Below are 20,591 nucleotides of genomic sequence, written 5' to 3'. Positions count from 1 at the left end.
CATGAATTCCGCCGCCCTTCCCGTCCGCCGCTCGCCCCACATCGTCGATGTGCTGATCGCCGAGCGTGCGCCCCGTCTGACCGCCTCGCCGCTGTGGCCGGCGGTGCGCCCGCTGCTCTATTCGATCTTGAACTACAAGGCGGCCGTGCGGATGGCCGACGCTGTGCGTGACCGCTCGGGCTCCGAGAGCCTGGACTATGTGTCGGACCTGCTTCGGCTGAAGGTGACGGCGTCCCCTCTGGACCGCCTGCCCGCGACGGGCCGGTGCGTCGTCGTCGCCAACCATCCGACCGGCATAGCCGACGGGGTCGCGGTCTATGACGCCGTAAAACGGCGCCGTCTCGACGCGGTCTTCTTCGCCAACGCCGACGCCCTGCGCGTCTCGCCCCGGCTCGCCGAGACGGTGATCCCGGTCGAATGGGTTCACGACAAACGCACCCGCGAGAAGACCCGCGCGACGCTGAACGCCGCCAAGGCGGCCTTCGAAGCCGAACGCTGCGTGGTCATGTTCCCCGCCGGCCGTCTGGCCCGCGTCGGCGCCGACGGCCTGCTGACCGACCCCGAATGGGCGCCGACCGCCGCCTCCCTGGCGCGGAAATACGGCGCGCCGGTCGTGCCCATGCACGTCGCCGGCCCCTACAGCCGGCTGTTCCACCTGTTCGACAAGGTTTCGCAGGAGCTGCGCGACGTGACCCTGTTCCACGAACTGCTGAACAAGGCGGGCAAGCCTTTCGATATCTTGGTCGGCCGCCCCATCCCGCCCGAACGGCTGGACGTGGACGCCGTAAAGGCCACCGTGGCGCTGAAACATTTCACCGAACGCACCCTGGCCGCCGATCCAGACGCGGTCTTCCCATGAAGGTCGAACTCCCTGACGCCGAGGCCACCACCCGTCTGGGCCAAGTCATCGCCCCCCTTCTGGCGCCGGGCGACAGCCTGCTGCTGTACGGGCCGCTGGGCATGGGCAAGTCCACCCTGGCGCGCGGCCTGATCCGCGCCCTGACCACGCCGGACGAGGAGGTGCCGAGCCCCACCTTCACCCTGGTCCAGTTCTATGAATCCGACCTGCCCGTCGCCCATTTCGACCTCTATCGCCTGACCCGGCCGGAAGAAGCCTTCGAGATCGGCCTGGACGAGGCCCTGGACGAGGGCTGCGCCCTCATTGAATGGCCCGAGCGGCTGGGCGAGGATCCGGGCCGGTTCTTGGGGCCCGACCGCCTTGTCATTGAGATTTCCGAACACGGCGACGGCCGTGTTGCGACCGTTTCCGGCGTAGGCCGGTGGGAAGACCTGATCGACCATGTCCGTCTCTGATCGCGAACAGCTTCGCCTCGACTTCCTGGCCGCCGCCGGCCTGGCCGAGGCTGCGCGCGCGCCTCTGCCGGGCGACGCCTCGACGCGGCGCTACGAACGGCTGACCCCGCCGGGCGGCCCCACCCTGATGCTGATGGACCAGGCGCCCGCCGCCGAGAGCCCGCCCGCCGATCCGGCCTGGACGCCCGAGCAGCGTCACGCCGCAGGCTGGAACGCCGTCGCCCGCCTTTCGGCCGGTCGGATCGAGGCCTTCGCCGCCGTCGCCGCCCATCTGAAGTCGCTGGGTCTGTCCGCGCCTGAAATCCCGGCCTTGGACGCGCCCAACGGCCTGGCGGTGCTGGAGGATTTCGGCGACGCCCTGTTCGCCCGCGTCATCGAGGACGGCGCCGAGGAGACGCCCCTCTATCTGACCGCCATCGAGGCCCTGGCCGCCCTGCACGAGGCCGGGACCCCGCCTGAGGTGCTGACCGGTCCCGGCGGCGACTGGCCGCTCCTGACCTATGACGAGACGGCGCTCCAGGGCGGGGCCGACCTGTTCGTCGACTGGTTGCCCCGTCTGGACGCGCGCGTCGCCTTCGACGCCGCCGCGGTGGCGGAATGGCGAGAGGCCTGGGCGCCGATCGTCGCCTCGGGCGCCGCCGGGGCCTCGGTCATGGCCCACCGCGACTATCACGCCGAGAACCTGATCTGGCTGCCCGAGCGTGAAGGCGCCGCCCGCGTCGGCATGATCGACTTCCAGGACGCGGTGCGCGCCCACCCGTCCTGGGATCTGCACTCCCTGCTTCAGGACGCCCGCCGCGACGTGTCGCCGGCGCTGGAGGCCGAGGCCCTGGACCGCTATTTCGCCCTTCGCCCCCAGGTGGACCGCGCCGCCTTCATGGCCGACTATGCCGGGCTAGCCGCGCTGAACGAGGCGCGGATCATCGGCATCTTCGCCCGACTGATCGCGCGGGACGGCAAGCCCCGCTACCGCCAGTTCCTGCCGCGCATGTGGCGGCATCTGAACGCCAATCTGGACCAGCCGGCCCTGGCGCCCGTCGCCCGCTGGTTTGATCGCCACGTCCCTGTCGAGGTGCGCGCATGACCCCGCCGAAAACCGCGATGGTGCTCGCCGCCGGCCTGGGCACCCGGATGCGCCCCCTGACCGACGACCGGCCCAAGGCCCTGGTCGAGGTGGCGGGCCGCGCCCTGATCGACCATGTGCTGGACCGTCTGGCCGACGCCGGAGTGGAGACGGCGGTCGTCAATGTCCACTGGTTCGCAGACCGGCTGGAAGCCCATCTGGCCGCGCGCGGACGCGGCCCCCGCATTCTCATCTCCGACGAACGGGCCGAACTGCTGGAAACCGGCGGCGGCCTGAAGAAGGCCCGCCCCCTGCTGGGCGACGATCCGATCTTCGTCGCCAATATCGACAGCGTCTGGATCGACCGGGGCGACGCCTTGGCGGACCTCGTGCGCCTTTGGAACCCCGACACGATGGACGCCGCCCTGCTGCTGGCCCGCCGCGAGGGCTCCATCGGCTTCGAGGGCGACGGCGATTTCTTCCTGGCCGACGACGGGAGACTGACCTTCCGCGGCGACGCCCCCTCCGCCCCCTTCGCCTATATGGGCGTCCACATCACCCGCCCCGGCTATGCTGACCACGGGCCCGACGGCCCCTTTTCCTTAAGCCCCCTGTGGCGCAAGTCCGCCGCCGCAGGCCGTCTCTACGGCTGCGTCCTGGACGGCGACTGGATGCACGTCGGCGATCCCCAGGCCCGGGATGAGGCCGAGGCGAAACTGGCGGGGGTGGGGTGACCGTACCTGTTTTTTCCTCGTCATCCTCGGGCTTGTCCCGAGGATCCATACGCCCGGTTTCAAAGGGTGCGCGCCGGCCGCGACCGAGTCTATGGATCCTCGGGACAAGCCCGAGGATGACGGATTGTGAGGGAGGGATATGACGATGGCCGCCATGCCTCCCTTCGACCCCTTCACGGACCTCCCTCAAGCAGCCGACCGCCGCGCGGTCGGCGCTAGGGAAACAGAAGTGCGCCCCCGCTGGTACGCAGTCCCCGCCCACCGGCCCTTCCTTGAAGACCTGGCCGCCGGCGTCCTGGCCTGGCTGGGCGATCTGCCGCCCGAGACCCTGTCGGACGCCACCCTCCTTCTGCCCAACCGCCGCGCCGCCCGCGCCTTCACCGGCGCCCTGTCGAAACTCTCCCAGGGCCGCCCCGTCCTGCTGCCCCAGGTCCGTCCTCTGGGCGATCTGGAGGAGGACGAGCCGCCCTTCACCCCCGGCGCCCTCGGCCTCGATCTGCCGCCCGCCATCCCCGCCCTGACCCGCCGGTTCGAGATGGCGCGGATGATCGTCGAACAGTTCGACGACAGCCTGACGCCGATGCGCGCCCTGGATCTGGCCGATGCCCTGGGCGGCTTCCTCGATTCCTGCCAGCTGGAAGAGGTTCCGAACCCCGAACGGATCGCGACCCTGGTCGACGGCGAAATGGCCGAACACTGGGAACGGTCGGCCGAGTTCCTGAGCCTGGCGGTGGAGGCCTGGCCCAAGCGTCTGGCCGAACTGGGTCTGGTCGATCCGGCCTGGCGCCGCGCCACCCTGCTGAGACGCCTGGCCGAACTGTGGGACCACACGCCCCCGACCCAGGCCGTCATCGCCGCCGGCTCGACCGGCACCGTCCCCGCCGCCGCCGACGTCCTGGGCGCCGTGGCCAGAGCGCCCCTGGGCTGCGTCGTCCTGCCCGGTCTCGACCTTGATCTCGACGCGGCGGTCTGGGACCGTCTGGACGAACAGCATCCGCAGAGCGCGATGAAACGCCTGCTGGACCGGGTCGAGGTCGCCCGCGCCGACATCCGCCCCTGGTTCGCCCCGTCCCAGCCGCCCGCCGCCCTCGCCCGCGGCCAGGCCCGACAGCGCCTGGTCAACGAGGCCCTGCGGCCCGCCGAGGCCACCGACGACTGGCGCCGCGCCATCCGCGACCTTCGCTCGACCGCCGCCGCGCGCGGCGAGGCCCGCGACCCCATAGCCGAAGGTCTGCAAGGCCTGTCCCTGCTGACCGCCCGCGCCGAGGAGGAGGCCGCAACGGCCATCGCCCTGATGATGCGCGAGACGCTGGAAACGCCGGGCAAGACCTGCGCCCTGGTCACTCCGGACCAGGCCCTGGGCCGCCGCGTCGCCGCGCGGCTGGAGCGCTGGGGCGTCATCCCGGATTCCTCGGCAGGCAGCCCCCTGTCGCGCCTGCCCGCCGGCGCCCTGGTCGATCTGTGCGCCCGCTGGATCGCCGATCCGGTCCAGCCCCATCTGCTGCTGGCCGTCATCAAACATCCGCTGGTCCGGTTCGACCTGGGCGACGCGCCTCAAGCCGCCGCCGTCGCGGCGCTGGAGGAGCACGCCCTGCGCGGCCCCCGTCCCCGCGACTTCGCCGCCGTGCGCCGCCGTCTGCTGGAAGCCGTTCAGCCCGACCGGCGCGGCAAGGCTCCGCCCGAGTGGAAACGGGAACGCCTGTCGGCCGCCACCCGCCTGGTCGAGCGTCTGCAAACCGCCGTCGAGACCGCTACCGCCGTCTTCACCCCCGACGCAGACCTGAACGTCGCCGCCTCCGCCCTGACGCGCCTGATCGAGACCCTGGCCGGCCAGGACGCCTGGGCCGGTCCCGACGGCGAGGCCGCCGCCGCCCTTCTGTCCGGCCTGATCGAGGGGGGCGCCGCCCTGGGCCGTATCGACCGGGCCGACCTGGCCGAGCTGACCTCCTCCCTGGTGCGCGAGACCGTGGTCCGCACCGGGGGCGCCACCCATCCGTCGCTGCGGATTCTCGGGGCCATCGAGGCCCGGCTGGTGCGCGCCGACCGGATGATCCTGGCGGGCTTGGAGGAAGGCGTCTGGCCCCAGGCCGCGCCCACCGACCCCTTCCTGTCGCGCCCGATGCGAAAAGCGCTCGGCCTGCCCCCGCCCGAACGCCGCCTGGGCCAGACGGCACAGGACTTCGTCCAGGCCGCCTGCGCCGAGGAAGTGATCCTGGTCCACAGTGAACGACGCGGCGGCCAGCCCGCCGTCCGCTCCCGCTGGCTGTGGCGGCTGGAGATGCTGACGCGGGGGGCGGGAGTCGACCTGCCCCGCTCCAGCACCGTCCTGGACTGGACCCGCGCGCTCGACGCCCCTCCGCCCGGCCCGCCGCGCTTCGCCAAACGGCCCGAGCCGCGCCCGCCGGTGCATCGCCGCCCGCGCAGCCTCTATGTCACCCGCATCGAACGCTGGGTGCGCGACCCCTACGCCATCTACGCCCTGTGGGTGCTGGGGCTGGAGGCGATGGAGCGTCCCGGCGCGTCCGCCGAAGCGCTCGCCCGTGGCGACGCCGTCCATGCCGCCGTCGAACGGCTGACGCTGGACTGGCCCCATGACCTGCCCGACGACTGCGAGGCCGTCCTGCACGACCACCTGTTGCGCGAACTGGGCGCGCGCGGTTTCGAGGATGCGGCCATGGCGCGCGAGGCGCCGCTCGCCCGCAACTGCGCTCGCTGGCTGACCGATTTCGAGCGCCGCCGCCGCGCGCGCGGGATCGAAATCCTGGTCGAGCAACAGGGCGCCCTGACCTTCGACGCCCCCGCCGGCCCCTTCACCGTCAAGGCCTTCGCCGACCGGATCGAACTGTCGTCCGACGGGGCGGCGGTGATGGACTTCAAGACCGGGGCGGCGCCGTCCGCCAAACAGGTCAAGTCCGGCTTCGCCCCGCAGTTGACCCTGACCGCCGCCATCCTGGCCGACGGCGGGTTCGAGAGCGCCAAAGGCCCCGTCACGCCCGACGAACTGACCTATGTCCGCGTGGTCGGGCGCAAGACGGCGGGCGAGGTCATCACCCGCGCCTCGGGCGCCGAGGCCGCCGACCTGGCCCAGGCGGCGCTGGAGGGGCTGAAGCGCCGCGTCGCTCGCTTCGACGACCCGAACACCCCCTATGTCTCCTGGGCCGCGCCCCAGTTCATGGGCGCCCAGGGCGGCAACTACGACCATCTGGCCCGCGTCTGGGAATGGTCGGTGATCGGCGACGGGGACGAAGAATGAGCGTGTCCCCCCAGATCGTCGCCGCCGATCCGCGCCTGACCGTCTTCGTCACCGCCAACGCCGGCTCGGGCAAGACCACCACCCTGGTCAACCGGGTGGCGCGGCTGTTGCTGGATCAGGTCGATCCCGGCGCCATCCTGTGCGTCACCTACACCAAGGCCGCCGCCGCCGAGATGCAGGCCCGGCTGTTCGACCAGCTGGGCGGCTGGGCCGTGCTGGACGACGCCGCCCTGTCGCGTGAACTGGCCCGGCTGGACGACGGCGATCCGCAGACCCTCGATCACGCCGCCCTGTCCCGCGCCCGCAAACTGTTCGCCCGCGCGCTGGAAACGCCCGGCGGGCTGAAGATTCAGACCCTTCACGCCTTCTGCGAGAAGCTGCTGCGCCGGTTCCCGCTGGAGGCCGGGGTCTCGCCCCGTTTCACCGTGCTGGAAGACCAGGCCGCCGCCGCCCTCAGCCATGCCGCGCGCGAAGACCTGGCCCGCGCCGCCGTCGCCGATCCGGACGGCCCTATCGGCCAGGCCTACAGCCATTTCGCCGTCGAACTGGACTGGCAGCGGTTCCAGGCCCTGCTGTCGATGATCGAGGCCAGGCGCGCCGATCTGCTGGACTATATCGACCGGGCCGAGGCGGGGGCCGCGCCGGACCCTTACGCCCTCACCGGCGCCGAGGCGGGCCGCAGCCCGGAAGACCTGGAGCGGGACTTCGTCGCCTGGATCGACCCCGCCGAATGGAACCGCATGGCCGAGGCCATGGCGACCGGCTCGGCCAACGACCGCAAGATCGCCGACGCCATGAGCGTGGCCGCCCCGCCCTACGCCGGTTTCGCCGCCCTGGCGGGCGTCTTCTGCACCCAGGCGGGCGAGCCGCGAAAGAGCATGGGCACCAAGTCGGCGCCGCAAGGCGCGGTCGGCTGGCTGCTGGACCTCCAGACCAAATACCTCGCCGCCCGCGAGGCCCTGCGTAAGGCCAAGGTCGCCGACGACACGATCAAGGTTCTGACCCTGGCCCGCGCCCACGCCGCCTTCTACGAGGCCGCCAAGGCCCAGCGCGGCGCGCTGGACTTCCCCGACCTGGTCGCCCGCGCCGCCGCCCTTCTGACCCGCAGCGGGGCCGCCGCCTGGGTGCTGTACAAGCTGGACGGCGGGGTCGATCACGTCCTGATCGACGAGGCCCAGGACACCGCCCCCGACCAGTGGGCCATCGTCCGCGCCCTGACCGGAGAGTTCTACTCAGGCCAGACGTCGGGCCGCACCGTCTTCGCCGTCGGCGACGAGAAACAGTCGATCTACTCCTTCCAGGGCGCCCGGCCGGAACGGCTGCGCCAGGAGCGGGCCGACTTCCTGGCCCTGGCCGAGGGCGCCGGCGAGCCCTTCGCGGGGCCGGAGCTGAACACCTCCTACCGTTCGACCGAGGAGGTGCTGACCTTCGTCGACGCCGTCTTCGCCGATCCCGACCGCACCCGCGCCCTGACCGGCCCCCAGGGCGACATCGCCCGCCATATCCCCGCCCGCATCGGCCAGCACGGGGCCGTCGACCTGTGGCCCCTGTTCCTGGACGAACCCGCGCCCGAGACCGACGCCTGGGACGATCCGGTCGATCAGGAAAGCGCCGGCAGCGCCAGGAAGCGCCTGGCCCGCGACCTGGCCCGCGAGATCCGCCGCCAGGTCGAAAGCGGCCTGGCCGTCTTCGACAGCCGAACGCGGGATCTGCGCCCCGCCGGCTACGGCGACTACATCGTCCTGGTCCGCCGCCGCGACGCCACCTTCGAAGAGATCATCCGCGCGCTTAAGACCGAGGGCGTCCCCGTCGCCGGCGCCGACCGGCTGAAACTGTCCAGCCATATCGTCTTCGACGACCTGATCTCTCTGGCCCGCTTCGCCCTCTTCCCCGACGACGACCTGTCGCTGGCCGAGGTGCTGCGCAGCCCCCTGTGCGACGTGGACGAGGACGGCCTCTACGCCCTCGCCGGGCGCGAGAACCGGAAAGGCGGCCAGCTGTGGCGCGACCTGCGCGACCGGGCGCACGAACGCCCCGAATGGACCCGCGCGCGCGACACGCTCCAGGCCGCCATAGCGGCGCGCGGCGGCGACCCGTTCGCCTTCTTCTCCCAGGCCCTGAACCGCGTGGACGACTTGGGGCTCTCCGGCCGCGCCCGCATCCTGGCCCGGCTGGGCCGCGAGGCCGAGGAAGCCATAGACGAGACCCTGAACCAGGTGCTGGCGGCCGAGAACCGCGGCGCGATCGATCTGGAGACCTGCCTGGCCCAGCTCGAGGCCGCCGACGTCGAGGTGAAGCGCGAACTTGAGGGGGCGCGCGGCGAGGTCCGCGTCATGACCGTCCACGGCGCCAAGGGGCTGGAGGCGCCGATCGTCATCCTGCCCGACACCACCATGAAGGCGAAGGCCCAGGGCCCGTCCCTGATGCCCGCCGTCACGCCCGAGGGCGAGGGCGAGGCCTGGCTGATGGCGCCCGGCTCGGCCAAGGACGACTGCCCCGCCTCGGCCGACGCCCGCGCGGCGCGTCAGGCCCGCACCGACGACGAGACCCTGCGCCTGCTCTATGTGGCCCTGACCCGCGCGCGGGACCGCGTCATCGTCATGGGCCGCGCCTCCAGCCGGGGCGCCGAGCCCGGCAGTTGGTGGTCGGTGATCGAGGAGACCTTCGACCGGCTGGGCGACCAGGTGCGCGAGGTCGAAAACGGCGTCCGCCGCTTCGGCGTCGACCCCGAACATCGCCCGACGCAGGCCGCCGCGACCGCCGCCGCCGACGCCCTGCCCGCCTGGGCCGCCGTCCCGCCGCCCGCTGACGCCGCCGCCCGCTTCGCCGCGCCGTCGCGGATGGAGGGCCAGGTCCGCATCCCCGCCCCCTCGCCGCTCGCCCGCAGCGCGGCCGGCGGCGCCGCACTGGGCCGGTTCCGGCGCGGCGACCTGATCCACCGGCTGCTGGAGCGCCTGCCCGAGATCGCCCCCGCAGACCGCCCCGACGCGGCGCGCCGTCTGCTGGCGCGCGAGACCGATCTGGACGAGGCCCAGCGCGCCGAAATGATCGCCGCCGCCTTCTCGGTGCTGGATGACGCCCGCTTCGCCCCCGTCTTCGGCCCCGGCTCCCGCGCCGAAGTCGCCTTGACCGGCGCCCTGCCCAGCCCGTCGAACGCGGCGATCAACGGCCGGATCGACCGACTGGTGGTCACGCCCGACCGGGTCCTGGTCATCGACTACAAGACCAACCGCCCCGCCCCTGACGCCCTGGACCGGGTCGATCCCGCCTATGTGCTTCAGGCCGCCGTCTATGTCGCCGTGCTAGAACGCCTCTACCCCGACCGCCCGGTCGAGGCCGCCCTGGTCTGGACCGACGGACCCAAGCTGATGCCGATCCCGCAGCCCATGCTGGAGGCGGCGCTCGCGCCCTGACCCTCCGTCATCCTCGGGCTTGACCCGAGGACGGGCGTCGATCGGGCTGTGCGTCGCCGTCTTCGCACGAGGGACGGATCATCCGATCCTCGGGTCAAGCCCGAGGATGACGGACGGAGAGGGAGGGGGAGCGACGGCGGCAGTTGAATTGCCCGCGATTCGCTCCCACATCTGCGGCCGAACCCGGACGGATCCGGCCAACCCCATTCGCGCTGATGTCGCGAGGCGCCGTGCGCCGAGCGATAGGGCCCAAGGAGCCATTTATGGCGACAGTCAAAGTCACGGACGAAAGCTTCGACGCCGACGTCCTGAAATCCTCCACCCCCGTTCTGGTGGACTTCTGGGCCGAATGGTGCGGCCCCTGCAAACAGATCGGCCCGGCCCTGGAACAGATCGCCGACGAACTGGGCGGCCAGGTCACCGTGGCCAAGATCAACATCGACGACAGCCCCATGACCCCGTCCAAACTGGGCGTAAAGGGCATCCCCACCCTGATGCTGTTCAAAGACGGTCAGATGGCCTCGATGAAGGTGGGCGCCATGCCCAAGGGCAAGATCGTCGAATGGCTGGCCGAGGCGGGCGTCAAGGCCGACGCCGCCTGATCTCGGACGAAATCTGAACGACAGACGCCCGCCGGTACCGACCGACGGGCGTTTTTGCTAGAAGGCCGCTCATGAGCGACGAAACCCCGCCCGACCACATCCCGGACGACATCCCCGGCGAAACCCCGGTTCAGAAGGCCCTGCGCCTGAAGACCGCCAAGCTGGAGGCTCGGCCCAAGCCGCCGCGGGGCGGACGCTTCCAGCGCGAACAGGCCGCCCGCCTCGCCGCCGGCAAGTCCAAACCCTGGATGACCCGCTAGACGGGCCAGGTCTCCGGGCTGGCGCCCAGCACCTCGCCCGCCAGATACAGAGACCCGCAGATCGCCACCCGGCCCGCACCCAGGCGCAGCGCCAGGTCCAGGGCCTCGCCGACGGAGCCTGCCGGGGTCGCCGCCAGACCATGGCCGCGCGCCACGGCCGCCAGGGCCGCCGGCTCGGCCGCCGCCCCGTCGAAGCCGACGGTGAAGACCGTGGCCTGGCTGTCCTTCAGGGCCGCAAAGAAACCGCCGGCGTCCTTGTTGCCCAACATGCCGCAGATCAGGGCCAGGGGGCGCGGCGCCCGCGCCTGACGCTCGGCGAGAAAGGCCGCCAGCGCCCGTCCGGCATGGGGATTGTGCCCCCCGTCCAGCCACAGCTCCGCCTCCGCCGCCTTGGCCGCCTGCCCATAGGGTCCGGTCGAGATCCGCTGGAGCCGCGCCGGCCACCGCACGGCCCTCAGCCCTTCGATGATCGCGCTTTCCGGCAGATCCAGCTCCAGGGCGGCGGCTATGGCCACGGCCGCATTGTCGATCTGGTGCGCCCCCGCCAGGGCGGGCGCCGGCAGGTCCATGAACAGGTCCGCCGTCTGGAAGGCCATGCCGCCCCGCTCGGCCCAGGCGTCGAAATCCACCCCCAGAACCGTCAGCCGCGCACGGACGTTGGCGGCCCGGCGTTCGATGGCCTTGAACGCCTCCTCACGCTGGCGCCCGATCACGCCCGGCGCTCCCGCCTTCAGCACCCCGGCCTTTTCCGAGGCGATCCCGGCCAGGTCCGTGCCCAGAAACTCGGCATGATCATAGTCGACCGGGGTGATCACGCTCAGCAGCGGCCGTTCGATCACATTGGTGGCGTCCAGCACCCCGCCCAGGCCGACCTCGATCACCGCCAGATCGGCCGGGGTCTCGGCCATGGCCAGGAAGGCGGCGGCGGTGGTGCTCTCGAACACGGTCGCCTCGCCGGACACGGACTCTATCCGATCGAGGATGGCGTGCAGATGATCGTCCTCGATCAACCGTCCTGCCAGCCGAATCCGCTCGTTGAACCGCACCAGATGGGGCGAAGTATAGGCATGGACCTTCAGCCCCGCCGCCTCGGCGACGGCCCGGATCAAGGCCACGGTCGATCCCTTGCCGTTCGTCCCCGCCACATGGACCACCGGCGGCAACCGATGCTGCGGATCGCCCAGGGCCGCGCACAGGGCGCGCATCCGATCCAGCGACAGATCAATCCGTTGCGGATGTCGGGCGCGCAGCCGCTCGGAGATGGGGTCCAAGGCCGTCAGGCCGCCAGGCGGTTTCCGCCCATCAGCATGGACAGGATCCGGCCCAGGACGCGGGGCAGATCGGCGCGGGTCACGACCCGGTCGACCATGCCCTTCTCCTGCAGATATTCGGCGCGCTGGAAGCCCGGCGGCAGTTTCTCGCGGATGGTGGCCTCGATCACGCGCGGACCGGCGAAGCCGATCAAGGCCCCCGGCTCAGCCAGATGCACGTCGCCCAGCATGGCGTAGGAGGCGGTCACCCCGCCCGTGGTCGGGTCGGTCAGCACCACCACATAGGGCAGTTTCGCCGACTTCAGCTCTTCGATGGCCAGGGTGGTGCGCGCCATCTGCATCAGCGACAGGGCGCCTTCCTGCATCCGCGCCCCGCCGGCGGCGGTGAAACAGACCAGCGGAACCTTGCGGGCCACGGCCTCGCGCGCCGCCTTGATGAAGGCCTCGCCCGCCGCCATGCCCAGCGACCCGCCCATGAAGGTGAAGTCCTGAACGATCACCACCGCCTTCTGACCGCCGACCGAACCCCAGCCGATCGCCATGGTGTCCTTGCGCCCCGCCGCCTTGCGCGCGGCGTTCAGCCGGTCCTTGTAGGACTTGCCGTCCGAGAACTTCAGCGGATCCTCAGGCACGTCCGGCGTCTCGATCGTATCATAGACGGCGCCGTCGAAGGTGGCCTTCAACCGCGTCGGCGCATCGATCCGCATATGGCGGCCCGACGGCGTCACCCACAGGGCGGCCTCCAGGTCCGAGCGGTACAGCATCTCGCCCGTATCGGGGTCCTTGACCCACAGATTGTCGGGGGTGTCGCGGCGCGACACGATCTTGCGGACGCCGGGCGCGAAACGGCTCAGCCAGCCGCCGCGCTTTTCCTGAGGTTTGTTCTTGTCGACCATGGGCGGGCTCTTAGACGGTTTCCGCTGCGGAAGCACTAGTCACCGATCGAACCGCGTCGCCCAGGGTCTTGACGCGGGCCAGGACGCGCGGCGCAGCGGGCGCATTGGCCTCCAGAGCGGCGGCCACCTCGTCCACCAGGGCCGAGCCGACCACCACCGCATCGGCGACGCGAGCGATCTCGGCCGCCCGTTCCGGCGTCTTGACCCCGAAGCCGACCGCGACCGGCAGGCCCGAGGCCTTGCGCACCCGCTCCACCGCCGGCGCCACGACGTCGGCGTTCGCCTCCTTGACCCCGGTCACGCCCGCGACGGCGACATAATAGACGAAGCCCGAGGTCCCCTGGACCACGATCTTCAGCCGTTCGTCGTCCGAGGTCGGGGTCGCCAGGCGGATCAGCGAGATCGAGACCTTGTCCAGCGCCTCGATCAGCGGCGCGGCCTCTTCCGGCGGGCAGTCCACCACGATCAGCCCGTCGACGCCGCACTCGGCCGCATAGGCGGCGAAGGCGTCGTATCCCAGGCTCTCGATCGGGTTCAGATAGCCCATCAGGATGATCGGCGTCGTCTGGTCGTCCTTGCGGAACTCCCGCGCCAGATCCATGGTCGAACGCAGGCCGAACCCGGCCTTCAGTCCGCGAATGGCGGCCCGCTGGATCGGCGGCCCCTCGGCCATCGGATCGCTGAACGGAAAGCCCAGTTCGATGATGTCGGCCCCGGCGGCGGGCAGCCCTTTCAGGATCGCCAGCGCCGCCTCGCGCGACGGATCGCCCCCCATCACATAGGGAATAAAGGCCGCGCGGCCTTGGGCTTTCAGCGCCTTGAAACAGGCGTCGATACGAGTGGTGGTCATTGGGTCGATGTGTCCGAAGCGGGCTTCTCGGCGGCGGCCTGGGCTGCGCACACGTCGCCCGGAATGGTCGCGAAGCCCAGATAGGCGGGCAGTTCGGCGACGGCGACCCTGGCCGTGTCGTAGAAGGCGACCATCTGCATACCGTCGCAACCGCCGCCCTCGCGACGCTTGATCAGGACGACGCGGTTCTCGTCGCCGCCCGCCGCCAGCCAGCCTTTGGTCTCCAGATCGGCGATATAGGCCTCGGCCAGGGCGCCGACCTGACCCAGGGGCGCGGTGACGCACCAGGCCCGGCCGGCCAGATTGTTCAGACCGCCGCAATCGGGCGAAAGCTGCGCGCCCGGCAGCAGGGCGACATCGGCGGGTTTAACCTCAACCGGCGTCTGGGCCTGAACGGCCGTCGAAAGGCTCAGGGCGGCGGCGATCGCCGACAGGCTGCGGATCACAATTCCACTCCCAGATGACGGGCGACCTGGAAGATGTCCTTGTCGCCCCGGCCCGACATCAGCAGGACGACATCGCCGCCCTTGCCGACTTCGCGCGCCACTTCGCCGGTCCGCGCCAGGGCGTGGGCCGGTTCCAGGGCCGGGATGATGCCTTCCAGCTTCGAGCACAGCTGGAAGGCCTCCAGCGCCTCATTGTCCGTCGCCGAGCGATATTCGGCCCGGCCGATGTCGTGCAGCCAGGCGTGCTCCGGCCCGATGCCGGGATAGTCCAGCCCGGCCGAGATCGAATGGCCCTCGACGATGTTGCCGTCCTCGTCCTGCAACAGATAGGTCCGGTTGCCGTGCAGCACCCCCGACCGCCCGCCCTTCAGCGAGGCCGCATGGTCCGGCGTGTCCAGCCCGTGGCCCGCCGCCTCGACCCCGATCAGCCGCACGGCCGCATCGTCGATGAAGGGGTGAAAGGCGCCGATGGCGTTCGATCCGCCGCCGATACAGGCCACGACGGCGTCCGGCAGCTTGCCCATCCGGGCCATCGACTGGGTCTTGATCTCCTTGCCGATCACCGACTGGAAATCGCGCACCATGGCCGGATAGGGGTGCGGACCCGCCGCCGTGCCGATGATGTAATAGGTGTCCGAGACGTTGGTCACCCAGTCGCGCATCGCCTCGTTCATCGCGTCCTTCAGGGTCGCGGCGCCGGCGGTGACGGGGAAGACCTCGGCCCCCAACAGACGCATGCGGAAGACGTTCGGCTGCTGCCGCTCCACATCGACCGCCCCCATATAGACGGTGCAGGGCAGGCCGAACCGCGCCGAGACGGTGGCCGAGGCGACCCCGTGCTGGCCGGCGCCGGTCTCGGCGATGATCCGGGTCTTGCCCATGCGCCGGGCCAGCAGAATCTGGCCCATACAGTTGTTGATCTTGTGCGCGCCGGTGTGGTTCAGATCCTCGCGCTTCAGCCAGATCTTGGCCCCGCCGAAATGTTCGGTCAGGCGTTCGGCGAAATACAGCGGGCTCTCGCGACCCACATAGTGGGTCAGATAGCCGTCCAGTTCGGCCTGGAAACTGGGGTCCGCCTTGGCCGCCTTATAGGCCGCATCCAGCTCATGGATCAGCGGCATCAGGGTCTCGGCCACGAACTGCCCGCCGTAAGGCCCGAACCGTCCCTGCGCGTCCGGCCAGGCATAGGCGTTGGAGAGCGGCTGAGCGGGATCAGGAGCTTGGAAGGGGGTTTGAGCGTTCACGGTTTCGACTTTCACGCGGAGAGGCGTCGTAATTACGACCGGCGCGCGTTTTGGATGAAGACCGCGATCCGGTCGGCGTCCTTAACACCCGGCGCGCTTTCCACGCCAGAGGAGACGTCCAGCATCGGCGCCCCGGCGATCCGCAGCGCCTCGGCCACATTGTCGGGGTTCAGCCCGCCCGCCAGGAACCACGGATGACGGAAGGCCCGATCCGCCAGCAGGGTCCAGTCGAAACTATGACCCACCCCGCCCGGCAGGACCGACCCCTCGGGCGGCTTGGCGTCGAACATCAGATGATCGGCGTGATAATCCCATTCGTCAGCGGCGGCGAAGTCGTCGCCATGCCGGATCGGCAGGGCCTTGATCACCCCCGCCCCGGTCAGGGTCCGCACGGTTTCCGCCCGCGCCGGGCTCTCCACCCCGTGCAGCTGGATGAAGTCCGGCCTCAGCGTCCGCGCGATCTCTTCCAGCAAGGCGTCGTCCGGATCGACCGTCACCGCCACGATCTTCGCCCGCCCTCGCGCCCGCTCGAACAGGTCGGCGGCCGCCGCAGGCGCCAGGTGACGCGGGCTCTTGGGAAACACCACCGCCCCCACGAAGTCCGCCCCGCCGTCCAGGGCGGCGTCCAGGGTGTCGGGCGTCGTCAGGCCGCAGATCTTGATCTTGATCGTCATGGGACAATCACCGTCAGCCCTATGTCGGTGGCGACCGTGGCCATGTCCTCGTCAAGAGTCGCCAGGCTGCAGCCATGCCTCGCCGCCAGCGCGAGATGAAGCGCATCGGGAGCGCGCAATCTCACGTCGTTTTTCACCAGGCGCCGCGCTTCCACCATGTCACCGTCAACCACAGAAAGGACGACCCTGCCTCTCAACCATTGGTCCAGTTGCAGTTCGAACTCGCGCCGATCCCTGTCGCGCAGATTGCGCATACGAGTCTTCACCGCCAAGGCGGAGGAAAACTCTGTGAGAGCCCAACTGCTCATGACGAAGGCATCGACACCCGCGATCCAGACCGACGCCCGCTCAGTGTGCTTGTCGGTCTGAAACAGGGACATCAGGACGCTGGTGTCCAGATAGACGGTCAAATCTCTTCGTTCCGCATCCGGCGCAAGAGGGTTACGGAGTCCATCTCGGCTTCAGACTTGATCCGCACACGTTTCAGCCAGTCCATGTCCATCGGCCCTGACGTCGGCTCGACCTCCTGCGCCGGCTCCAGTCGCGCCACAGGCACGCCGCGCCGTGTGATGGTCACGGCCTCGCCCGCCAGCATGCGATCCAGCAGCTTGGGCAGGTTGTTCTTGGCTTCGGCGACGGAGTAGCTGGACATGGCCATCAAGATAGCCATCTGACCGTCCAATGTCCAATCAGTCGAAGATTAGCGCGATCTCCTCTGGCGTCAGCAGCCGCCACTGCCCCGGCGCCAGATCGGCCGGCAGCGTCAGCCCGCCCAGCCGCTCGCGATGCAGGGTCTCCACATGGTTGCCGACGGCGGCGAACATGCGGCGCACCTGGTGATAGCGTCCCTCCGTCACCGTCAGCAGGGCCTCGGTCGGGGACACGACCTCCAGCACGGCGGGCGCCAGCGGCTTGTCCTCGCCCTCCAGCACCAGCTCGCCGGAGGCGAACAGCGCCCCTTCCGTCCCCGTCAGCGGCCGCGCCAGTCCGGCGCGATAGACCTTGGCCACATGGCGTTTGGGACTGATCACCCGGTGCAGCAGGTCGCCGTCGTCGGTCAGCAGCAACAGGCCGCTGGTCTGCTTGTCCAGCCGTCCGATGGTCGAGATGGCCGGATCGCGCCGCCGCCACCGGCCCGGCAGGATATCATAGACCAGCGCGCCCTCTTCCTTATGGGAACAGGTCATGCCCAGCGGCTTGTTCAGCAGGATCACCAGACCCTGCACCGGATCCAGCGGCTCCCCGTCGATCTCCATCCGGCTGGGCAGGTCCGGCGTCACGGCGATCCGCCTCGACACGTCGGTAAGGTCCGCGCCGTCCAGCAGGATCCCGCCCGCCTTGGCCATCCGCGCCATCTCGGCCCGCGACCCGTAGCCCATCGAGCCGAGCAGTCGATCGACGCGCGACGTGGGGGTCTTGGTCATGTCGCACCCCCGACGCCCGTCATCCTAGGGCTTGTCCCTAGGATCCAGACTCCCGGTGCGTCGGCAGACAGCACTCTCGTCGAACACCGGGAGTCTGGATCCTCGCCACAAGGGCGAGGATGACGGCTCAGAGAAGAGCGCCTCACTTCACCGCCTCGAACAGCTTGTACCCGCCCTCGTCGGCGACCAGTCGCACCCGGCCGAAGGCGGCGTTCAGCTCGGCCTCATAGGGCAGGTGCCGGTTCGCCACGATCCAGGCTGTCCCGCCCTTCTTCAGCAGTTCCGCCGCCTTGCGGATAAAGGCCTGGCCCAGCCGTCGATCCTCGGCCCCGCCGTCGTGGAAGGGCGGATTGCTGACGACGAAATTCAGGTCGCCTCCGGCGGGCAGGGTCCGCACATCGGCCCATTCAAAGCTCGCCCGTGGGTCTTCGACATTCTTCCGCGCCGCCTCGATTGCGCGGCGATCCAGGTCGATCAGCCGCAGGCCCGTCACCCCCGGCGACCGCAGGACCACCGTCGCCAGCGCCCCGTAGCCGCAGCCCAGATCGGCGCCCGCCCCCTTCAGCGCCGGCAGGTGTTGCGCCAACAGGGCCGAGCCCGCGTCGATCCGGTCCCAGGCGAAGATCCCTGGCTGGGACCAAGCCTCCAGCCCCGGCACGATCCGCGCCGCCCCCTCGGCTATGGCCGAGTCGATATCCGTCATCGCCTCGGGCCTGACCACGACGCAGCGGCGATGGTGCGCCTTGGCCGTCTCGCCCACCTCGACGCCGAAGCCGGTCAGCTCCTTCTTCAGCCGCGACCCGCCCTTGTCCTTCAAGGCCATGACGTCCAGCCGCCCCCCGACCTTCAGCGCCCTCAGCGCCAGGGCCAGGGTGTAGCGCCGCTCCAGCACGCCGGGCGGGGCGTAGATCATGATCTCGTCGACCGAGCCTTCGCTCACAGCCTCCAGGGCGGTCGAGCCGGGGATCAGGGGCGAGACTTGGATCGCGGCGCCGGCGCCGGCGCTGGGCGGATCGAAGACGACCGGCGGTCGGCCGTAAAGAAGCGTGCTCATGCCCCGCCCCTTAGAGGCTGGGGGCGAAAATCGCCAGCCGGGGCGTCAGAACCCCGCCTGCAACAGGGCCAGACCGACCACCCCGACCACGATCCGCCACCAGGCGAAGGGGCCAAAGCCGTGCTTGGAGACGAAGTCCAGCAGGAAGCGCACCACCACCAGGGCCGTCAGGAAGGCCACCACGAAGCCCACCGCGATCAGACCGACGTCGCTGAAGTCCAGCGTCTTATGGTTCTTCAATAGGTCATAGGCCACCGCCGCCCCCATGGTGGGCAGGGCCAGAAAGAAGCTGAACTCGGCCGCCGACCGCTTGTCGGTCTTCAGCAACAGGCCGCCGGCGATGGTGGCGCCGGATCGCGATACGCCGGGGATCATGGCCAGGCACTGGAACAGGCCGATCAGGAAATAGACCCGCATCGGATACTGGCTGGCGTCCAGCCACTGGGGCCGCTTGTCCATCCGGTCCAGGGCCAAGAGGATCACCCCGCCGACGATCAAGGCGACGCAGATCACCTGGGGCGTCTCGAACAGCACGGTCTTGATGAAGTCGTAGGCCAGGAAGCCGATCACCACCGCCGGGGCGAAGGCCAGCAGCAGGCCGATCAGGAACCGCCGGGCCTCCGGATCGAAGGGCCAGCGCGTCGCCAGGGTCCACAGCCGTTTGAAATAGACGCTGACGATGGCCAAGAGCGCCCCCAGCTGGATGACGATCTCGAACGTCTTGCCCGCGCTCTGGAAGCCCATGAAATGGCCCAGCAGCAGCATGTGCCCGGTGGAGGACACCGGAATGAACTCGGTCAGTCCTTCGACCAGGCCGAGAATGATCGCCGCAAGCCAGTCCGACATGAAGTCCCCGTCACAGGCCGGAGGTCAGTGCGCGCCCGGCTCGGGCCCCACATAGCGCAATCGCGCCCGGATAGGCGAGCCGTCCGTCGCCTGATCCACAGCATGGGCCAAAAGGCCGACCAGCCGCCCCAGCAGCAGCAGGTCGCCCGCTCCCGTCGGCCCCAGGTCCAGCCGTCGCGCGATCAGGGCCAGGGCCAGATGGAAGCCGGCCGGCCGGCCCGCCGCCGCCTCGCCCTCGGCGAGCAGGGCCTGGAGATCGGCCGGAAGCCCCGCCGCCTCCAACAGCGCCCGCGCCCGCGGATCGACCCGGCCGAAGGCCGCCGTCTCCTCGAAGCCCGGAACCCCGCCCTTCAGGGCCAGCCAGCGTCGCGCCGCGCCCGACGGATCGCGCCGCGCCTCCCCGACATAGGCCACGACCTCGCCCAGTTCGCCCAGAGGGGTCCCGCTCAGGGTGGTGATTCCGGCCAGGACCGCCCCGGCCAGGGGCGCGCCGCCGAAGGCCGCCGCCCGCGTCGCCAGCACCGCCTCGTCCAGACCGCAGTCGGCCCCCAGCACCAGGGCGCGGCGGATCAGAGGACTGTCGCGTTCGAACGCCTTGAAGCCGCGCGCCAGCCTCTGGTGCAGATACAGGCGCGGCCCGGGCCCGGAGACGCTGTCCACCACCTCGTTCAGCAGCGAGGCCGCCTCCTGTTTCAGGCCCGCCGGATCGTGACTGCGCAGGGAGCGGTCCTCGATCGCGCGACGGCCCAGCACGGCCAGAACCCGCCTCTGTGTCGAACCGCCGACGATCGGATCGATACGCGGCTTCAGTCCGACGAAGGGGTCCCCGTCCCGCACGTCCCACAGCAGGCGGGCCGCCGCCTCGACGGTCGCCGTCTCGGCCAGCTGCACCGCGTCCAGACCGCGATAGAACAGCCGGCCTTCGGCGATCAGGCCTACGGAGGATTGAATGTCGGCCTCGCCGCGCGCCGCCGCCCCCACGACCGGCGCCCGCACCTCGGTCTCGCCTTCGGCCCCGTCGCCGCACAGGCGGGCCACGTCGGCGGCGGCGTACAGGCTTCTGCGGGGGTCGGCGGGGTCGGGACGGGCGGCGATCCGTCCCCGACTGACATAGGCGTACAGGGTCTGGGCCTTGACCCCCAGGCGGGTCAGGGCCTCATGTCTCGCGATCCAGCGTTCGTCAGCGTCCATGCCGCCCCCACGACTACGACCGATGCCCCGTATGAACGGAAATCGACATAGCGCCG

Annotated in this window: 20 protein-coding genes; 8 read left to right on the top strand and 12 right to left on the bottom strand. The window is 70.5% G+C overall.

The annotated features are described in order from the left end of the window. The first annotated feature begins 1 nt into the window (after position 1). The 8 genes from GGQ93_RS14375 to GGQ93_RS14340 all read left to right on the top strand — a co-directional run bounded on the left by GGQ93_RS14375 (position 2) and on the right by GGQ93_RS14340 (position 10,639). Positions 2–859: a lysophospholipid acyltransferase family protein gene (locus tag GGQ93_RS14375; protein WP_054764127.1), complete on the top strand. Its 858-nt coding sequence runs from the start codon at positions 2–4 to the stop codon at positions 857–859. Continuing rightward, positions 856–1,314, top strand: coding sequence for a tRNA (adenosine(37)-N6)-threonylcarbamoyltransferase complex ATPase subunit type 1 TsaE (tsaE, locus tag GGQ93_RS14370; RefSeq protein WP_054764128.1), 459 nt, complete (start codon positions 856–858; stop codon positions 1,312–1,314). The genes GGQ93_RS14375 and tsaE overlap by 4 nt, the downstream gene beginning before the upstream one ends. Then, positions 1,301–2,398: an N-acetylmuramate/N-acetylglucosamine kinase AmgK gene (gene amgK, locus GGQ93_RS14365; protein ID WP_152949097.1), complete on the top strand. Its 1,098-nt coding sequence runs from the start codon at positions 1,301–1,303 to the stop codon at positions 2,396–2,398. Before tsaE ends, amgK begins: the two co-directional genes overlap by 14 nt. Continuing rightward, on the top strand, positions 2,395–3,111 hold the full coding sequence (gene murU, locus GGQ93_RS14360; RefSeq protein ID WP_183217901.1) for an N-acetylmuramate alpha-1-phosphate uridylyltransferase MurU: 717 nt from the start codon (positions 2,395–2,397) through the stop codon (positions 3,109–3,111). The genes amgK and murU overlap by 4 nt, the downstream gene beginning before the upstream one ends. A gap of 154 nt (positions 3,112–3,265) precedes the next feature. Continuing rightward, positions 3,266–6,364, top strand: a complete 3,099-nt coding sequence (addB, locus tag GGQ93_RS14355) for a double-strand break repair protein AddB (protein ID WP_446325282.1) — start codon at positions 3,266–3,268, stop codon at positions 6,362–6,364. Then, on the top strand, positions 6,361–9,777 hold the full coding sequence (gene addA / locus GGQ93_RS14350; protein WP_183217899.1) for a double-strand break repair helicase AddA: 3,417 nt from the start codon (positions 6,361–6,363) through the stop codon (positions 9,775–9,777). Before addB ends, addA begins: the two co-directional genes overlap by 4 nt. Before the next feature lie 263 nt (positions 9,778–10,040). Next, entirely contained in the window at positions 10,041–10,379 is a 339-nt protein-coding gene (gene trxA / locus GGQ93_RS14345) for a thioredoxin (RefSeq protein ID WP_152949100.1), read from the top strand. A gap of 71 nt (positions 10,380–10,450) precedes the next feature. Next, complete coding sequence (locus GGQ93_RS14340) at positions 10,451–10,639, top strand: hypothetical protein (RefSeq protein ID WP_183217897.1); 189 nt, start codon at positions 10,451–10,453, stop codon at positions 10,637–10,639. Here GGQ93_RS14340 and GGQ93_RS14335 read toward each other — a convergent pair. The 12 genes from GGQ93_RS14335 to GGQ93_RS14280 form a co-directional block, all read right to left on the bottom strand. Then, a complete protein-coding gene (locus tag GGQ93_RS14335; RefSeq protein ID WP_183217895.1) occupies positions 10,636–11,910 on the bottom strand; it encodes a bifunctional folylpolyglutamate synthase/dihydrofolate synthase in 1,275 nt (424 codons plus the stop codon). The two genes, GGQ93_RS14340 and GGQ93_RS14335, sit on opposite strands and share 4 nt — an antisense overlap. Positions 11,911–11,915: 5 nt before the next feature. Continuing rightward, positions 11,916–12,806, bottom strand: a complete 891-nt coding sequence (locus tag GGQ93_RS14330) for an acetyl-CoA carboxylase carboxyltransferase subunit beta (protein WP_183217893.1) — start codon at positions 12,804–12,806, stop codon at positions 11,916–11,918. 10 nt (positions 12,807–12,816) lie between these two features. Beyond that, positions 12,817–13,656, bottom strand: a complete 840-nt coding sequence (gene trpA, locus GGQ93_RS14325; RefSeq protein WP_183217891.1) for a tryptophan synthase subunit alpha — start codon at positions 13,654–13,656, stop codon at positions 12,817–12,819. Next, a complete protein-coding gene (locus GGQ93_RS14320; protein ID WP_183217889.1) occupies positions 13,653–14,102 on the bottom strand; it encodes a hypothetical protein in 450 nt (149 codons plus the stop codon). The genes trpA and GGQ93_RS14320 overlap by 4 nt, the downstream gene beginning before the upstream one ends. Then, positions 14,099–15,346: a tryptophan synthase subunit beta gene (gene trpB, locus GGQ93_RS14315; RefSeq protein ID WP_183217887.1), complete on the bottom strand. Its 1,248-nt coding sequence runs from the start codon at positions 15,344–15,346 to the stop codon at positions 14,099–14,101. Before trpB ends, GGQ93_RS14320 begins: the two co-directional genes overlap by 4 nt. 32 nt (positions 15,347–15,378) lie before the next feature. Next, positions 15,379–16,020, bottom strand: a complete 642-nt coding sequence (locus tag GGQ93_RS14310) for a phosphoribosylanthranilate isomerase (RefSeq protein WP_183217885.1) — start codon at positions 16,018–16,020, stop codon at positions 15,379–15,381. Continuing rightward, positions 16,017–16,430 (bottom strand): type II toxin-antitoxin system VapC family toxin, encoded by a 414-nt coding sequence (locus tag GGQ93_RS14305; RefSeq protein ID WP_152949107.1) that lies wholly within the window; start codon positions 16,428–16,430, stop codon positions 16,017–16,019. Before GGQ93_RS14305 ends, GGQ93_RS14310 begins: the two co-directional genes overlap by 4 nt. Beyond that, positions 16,427–16,690 (bottom strand): type II toxin-antitoxin system Phd/YefM family antitoxin, encoded by a 264-nt coding sequence (locus GGQ93_RS14300; protein WP_182714770.1) that lies wholly within the window; start codon positions 16,688–16,690, stop codon positions 16,427–16,429. The genes GGQ93_RS14305 and GGQ93_RS14300 overlap by 4 nt, the downstream gene beginning before the upstream one ends. Positions 16,691–16,709: 19 nt before the next feature. Further along, positions 16,710–17,444 (bottom strand): pseudouridine synthase, encoded by a 735-nt coding sequence (locus GGQ93_RS14295; RefSeq protein WP_183217883.1) that lies wholly within the window; start codon positions 17,442–17,444, stop codon positions 16,710–16,712. A gap of 142 nt (positions 17,445–17,586) precedes the next feature. Next, positions 17,587–18,498, bottom strand: a complete 912-nt coding sequence (locus tag GGQ93_RS14290) for a class I SAM-dependent methyltransferase (RefSeq protein ID WP_183217881.1) — start codon at positions 18,496–18,498, stop codon at positions 17,587–17,589. Between the two features lie 45 nt (positions 18,499–18,543). Then, positions 18,544–19,344, bottom strand: coding sequence for an undecaprenyl-diphosphate phosphatase (locus GGQ93_RS14285; protein WP_183217879.1), 801 nt, complete (start codon positions 19,342–19,344; stop codon positions 18,544–18,546). Positions 19,345–19,368: 24 nt separating this feature from the next. Continuing rightward, positions 19,369–20,535, bottom strand: a complete 1,167-nt coding sequence (locus tag GGQ93_RS14280; RefSeq protein ID WP_221233733.1) for a citrate/2-methylcitrate synthase — start codon at positions 20,533–20,535, stop codon at positions 19,369–19,371. Positions 20,536–20,591: the final 56 nt, after the last annotated feature.

The sequence above is a fragment of the Brevundimonas aurantiaca genome (genome assembly GCF_014199955.1).
Lineage (GTDB): Bacteria > Pseudomonadota > Alphaproteobacteria > Caulobacterales > Caulobacteraceae > Brevundimonas > Brevundimonas aurantiaca.
The sequence above is the reverse complement of the archived record's forward strand: the minus strand, read 5'-3'. Positions and strand labels throughout refer to the sequence as shown.

Excerpts from the sequence above, each read along its gene's own strand:
- GGQ93_RS14375 (WP_054764127.1), top strand. The coding sequence starts at position 2 with ATGAATTCCGCCGCCCTTCCCGTCCGCCGCTCGCCCCACATCGTCGAT.
- tsaE (WP_054764128.1), top strand. The coding sequence starts at position 856 with ATGAAGGTCGAACTCCCTGACGCCGAGGCCACCACCCGTCTGGGCCAA.
- amgK (WP_152949097.1), top strand. The coding sequence starts at position 1,301 with ATGTCCGTCTCTGATCGCGAACAGCTTCGCCTCGACTTCCTGGCCGCC.
- murU (WP_183217901.1), top strand. The coding sequence starts at position 2,395 with ATGACCCCGCCGAAAACCGCGATGGTGCTCGCCGCCGGCCTGGGCACC.
- addB (WP_446325282.1), top strand. The coding sequence starts at position 3,266 with ATGCCTCCCTTCGACCCCTTCACGGACCTCCCTCAAGCAGCCGACCGC.
- addA (WP_183217899.1), top strand. The coding sequence starts at position 6,361 with ATGAGCGTGTCCCCCCAGATCGTCGCCGCCGATCCGCGCCTGACCGTC.
- trxA (WP_152949100.1), top strand. The coding sequence starts at position 10,041 with ATGGCGACAGTCAAAGTCACGGACGAAAGCTTCGACGCCGACGTCCTG.
- GGQ93_RS14340 (WP_183217897.1), top strand. The coding sequence starts at position 10,451 with ATGAGCGACGAAACCCCGCCCGACCACATCCCGGACGACATCCCCGGC.
- GGQ93_RS14330 (WP_183217893.1), bottom strand. The coding sequence starts at position 12,806 with ATGGTCGACAAGAACAAACCTCAGGAAAAGCGCGGCGGCTGGCTGAGC.
- trpA (WP_183217891.1), bottom strand. The coding sequence starts at position 13,656 with ATGACCACCACTCGTATCGACGCCTGTTTCAAGGCGCTGAAAGCCCAA.
- GGQ93_RS14310 (WP_183217885.1), bottom strand. The coding sequence starts at position 16,020 with ATGACGATCAAGATCAAGATCTGCGGCCTGACGACGCCCGACACCCTG.
- GGQ93_RS14300 (WP_182714770.1), bottom strand. The coding sequence starts at position 16,690 with ATGGCTATCTTGATGGCCATGTCCAGCTACTCCGTCGCCGAAGCCAAG.
- GGQ93_RS14295 (WP_183217883.1), bottom strand. The coding sequence starts at position 17,444 with ATGACCAAGACCCCCACGTCGCGCGTCGATCGACTGCTCGGCTCGATG.
- GGQ93_RS14290 (WP_183217881.1), bottom strand. The coding sequence starts at position 18,498 with ATGAGCACGCTTCTTTACGGCCGACCGCCGGTCGTCTTCGATCCGCCC.
- GGQ93_RS14285 (WP_183217879.1), bottom strand. The coding sequence starts at position 19,344 with ATGTCGGACTGGCTTGCGGCGATCATTCTCGGCCTGGTCGAAGGACTG.
- GGQ93_RS14280 (WP_221233733.1), bottom strand. The coding sequence starts at position 20,535 with ATGGACGCTGACGAACGCTGGATCGCGAGACATGAGGCCCTGACCCGC.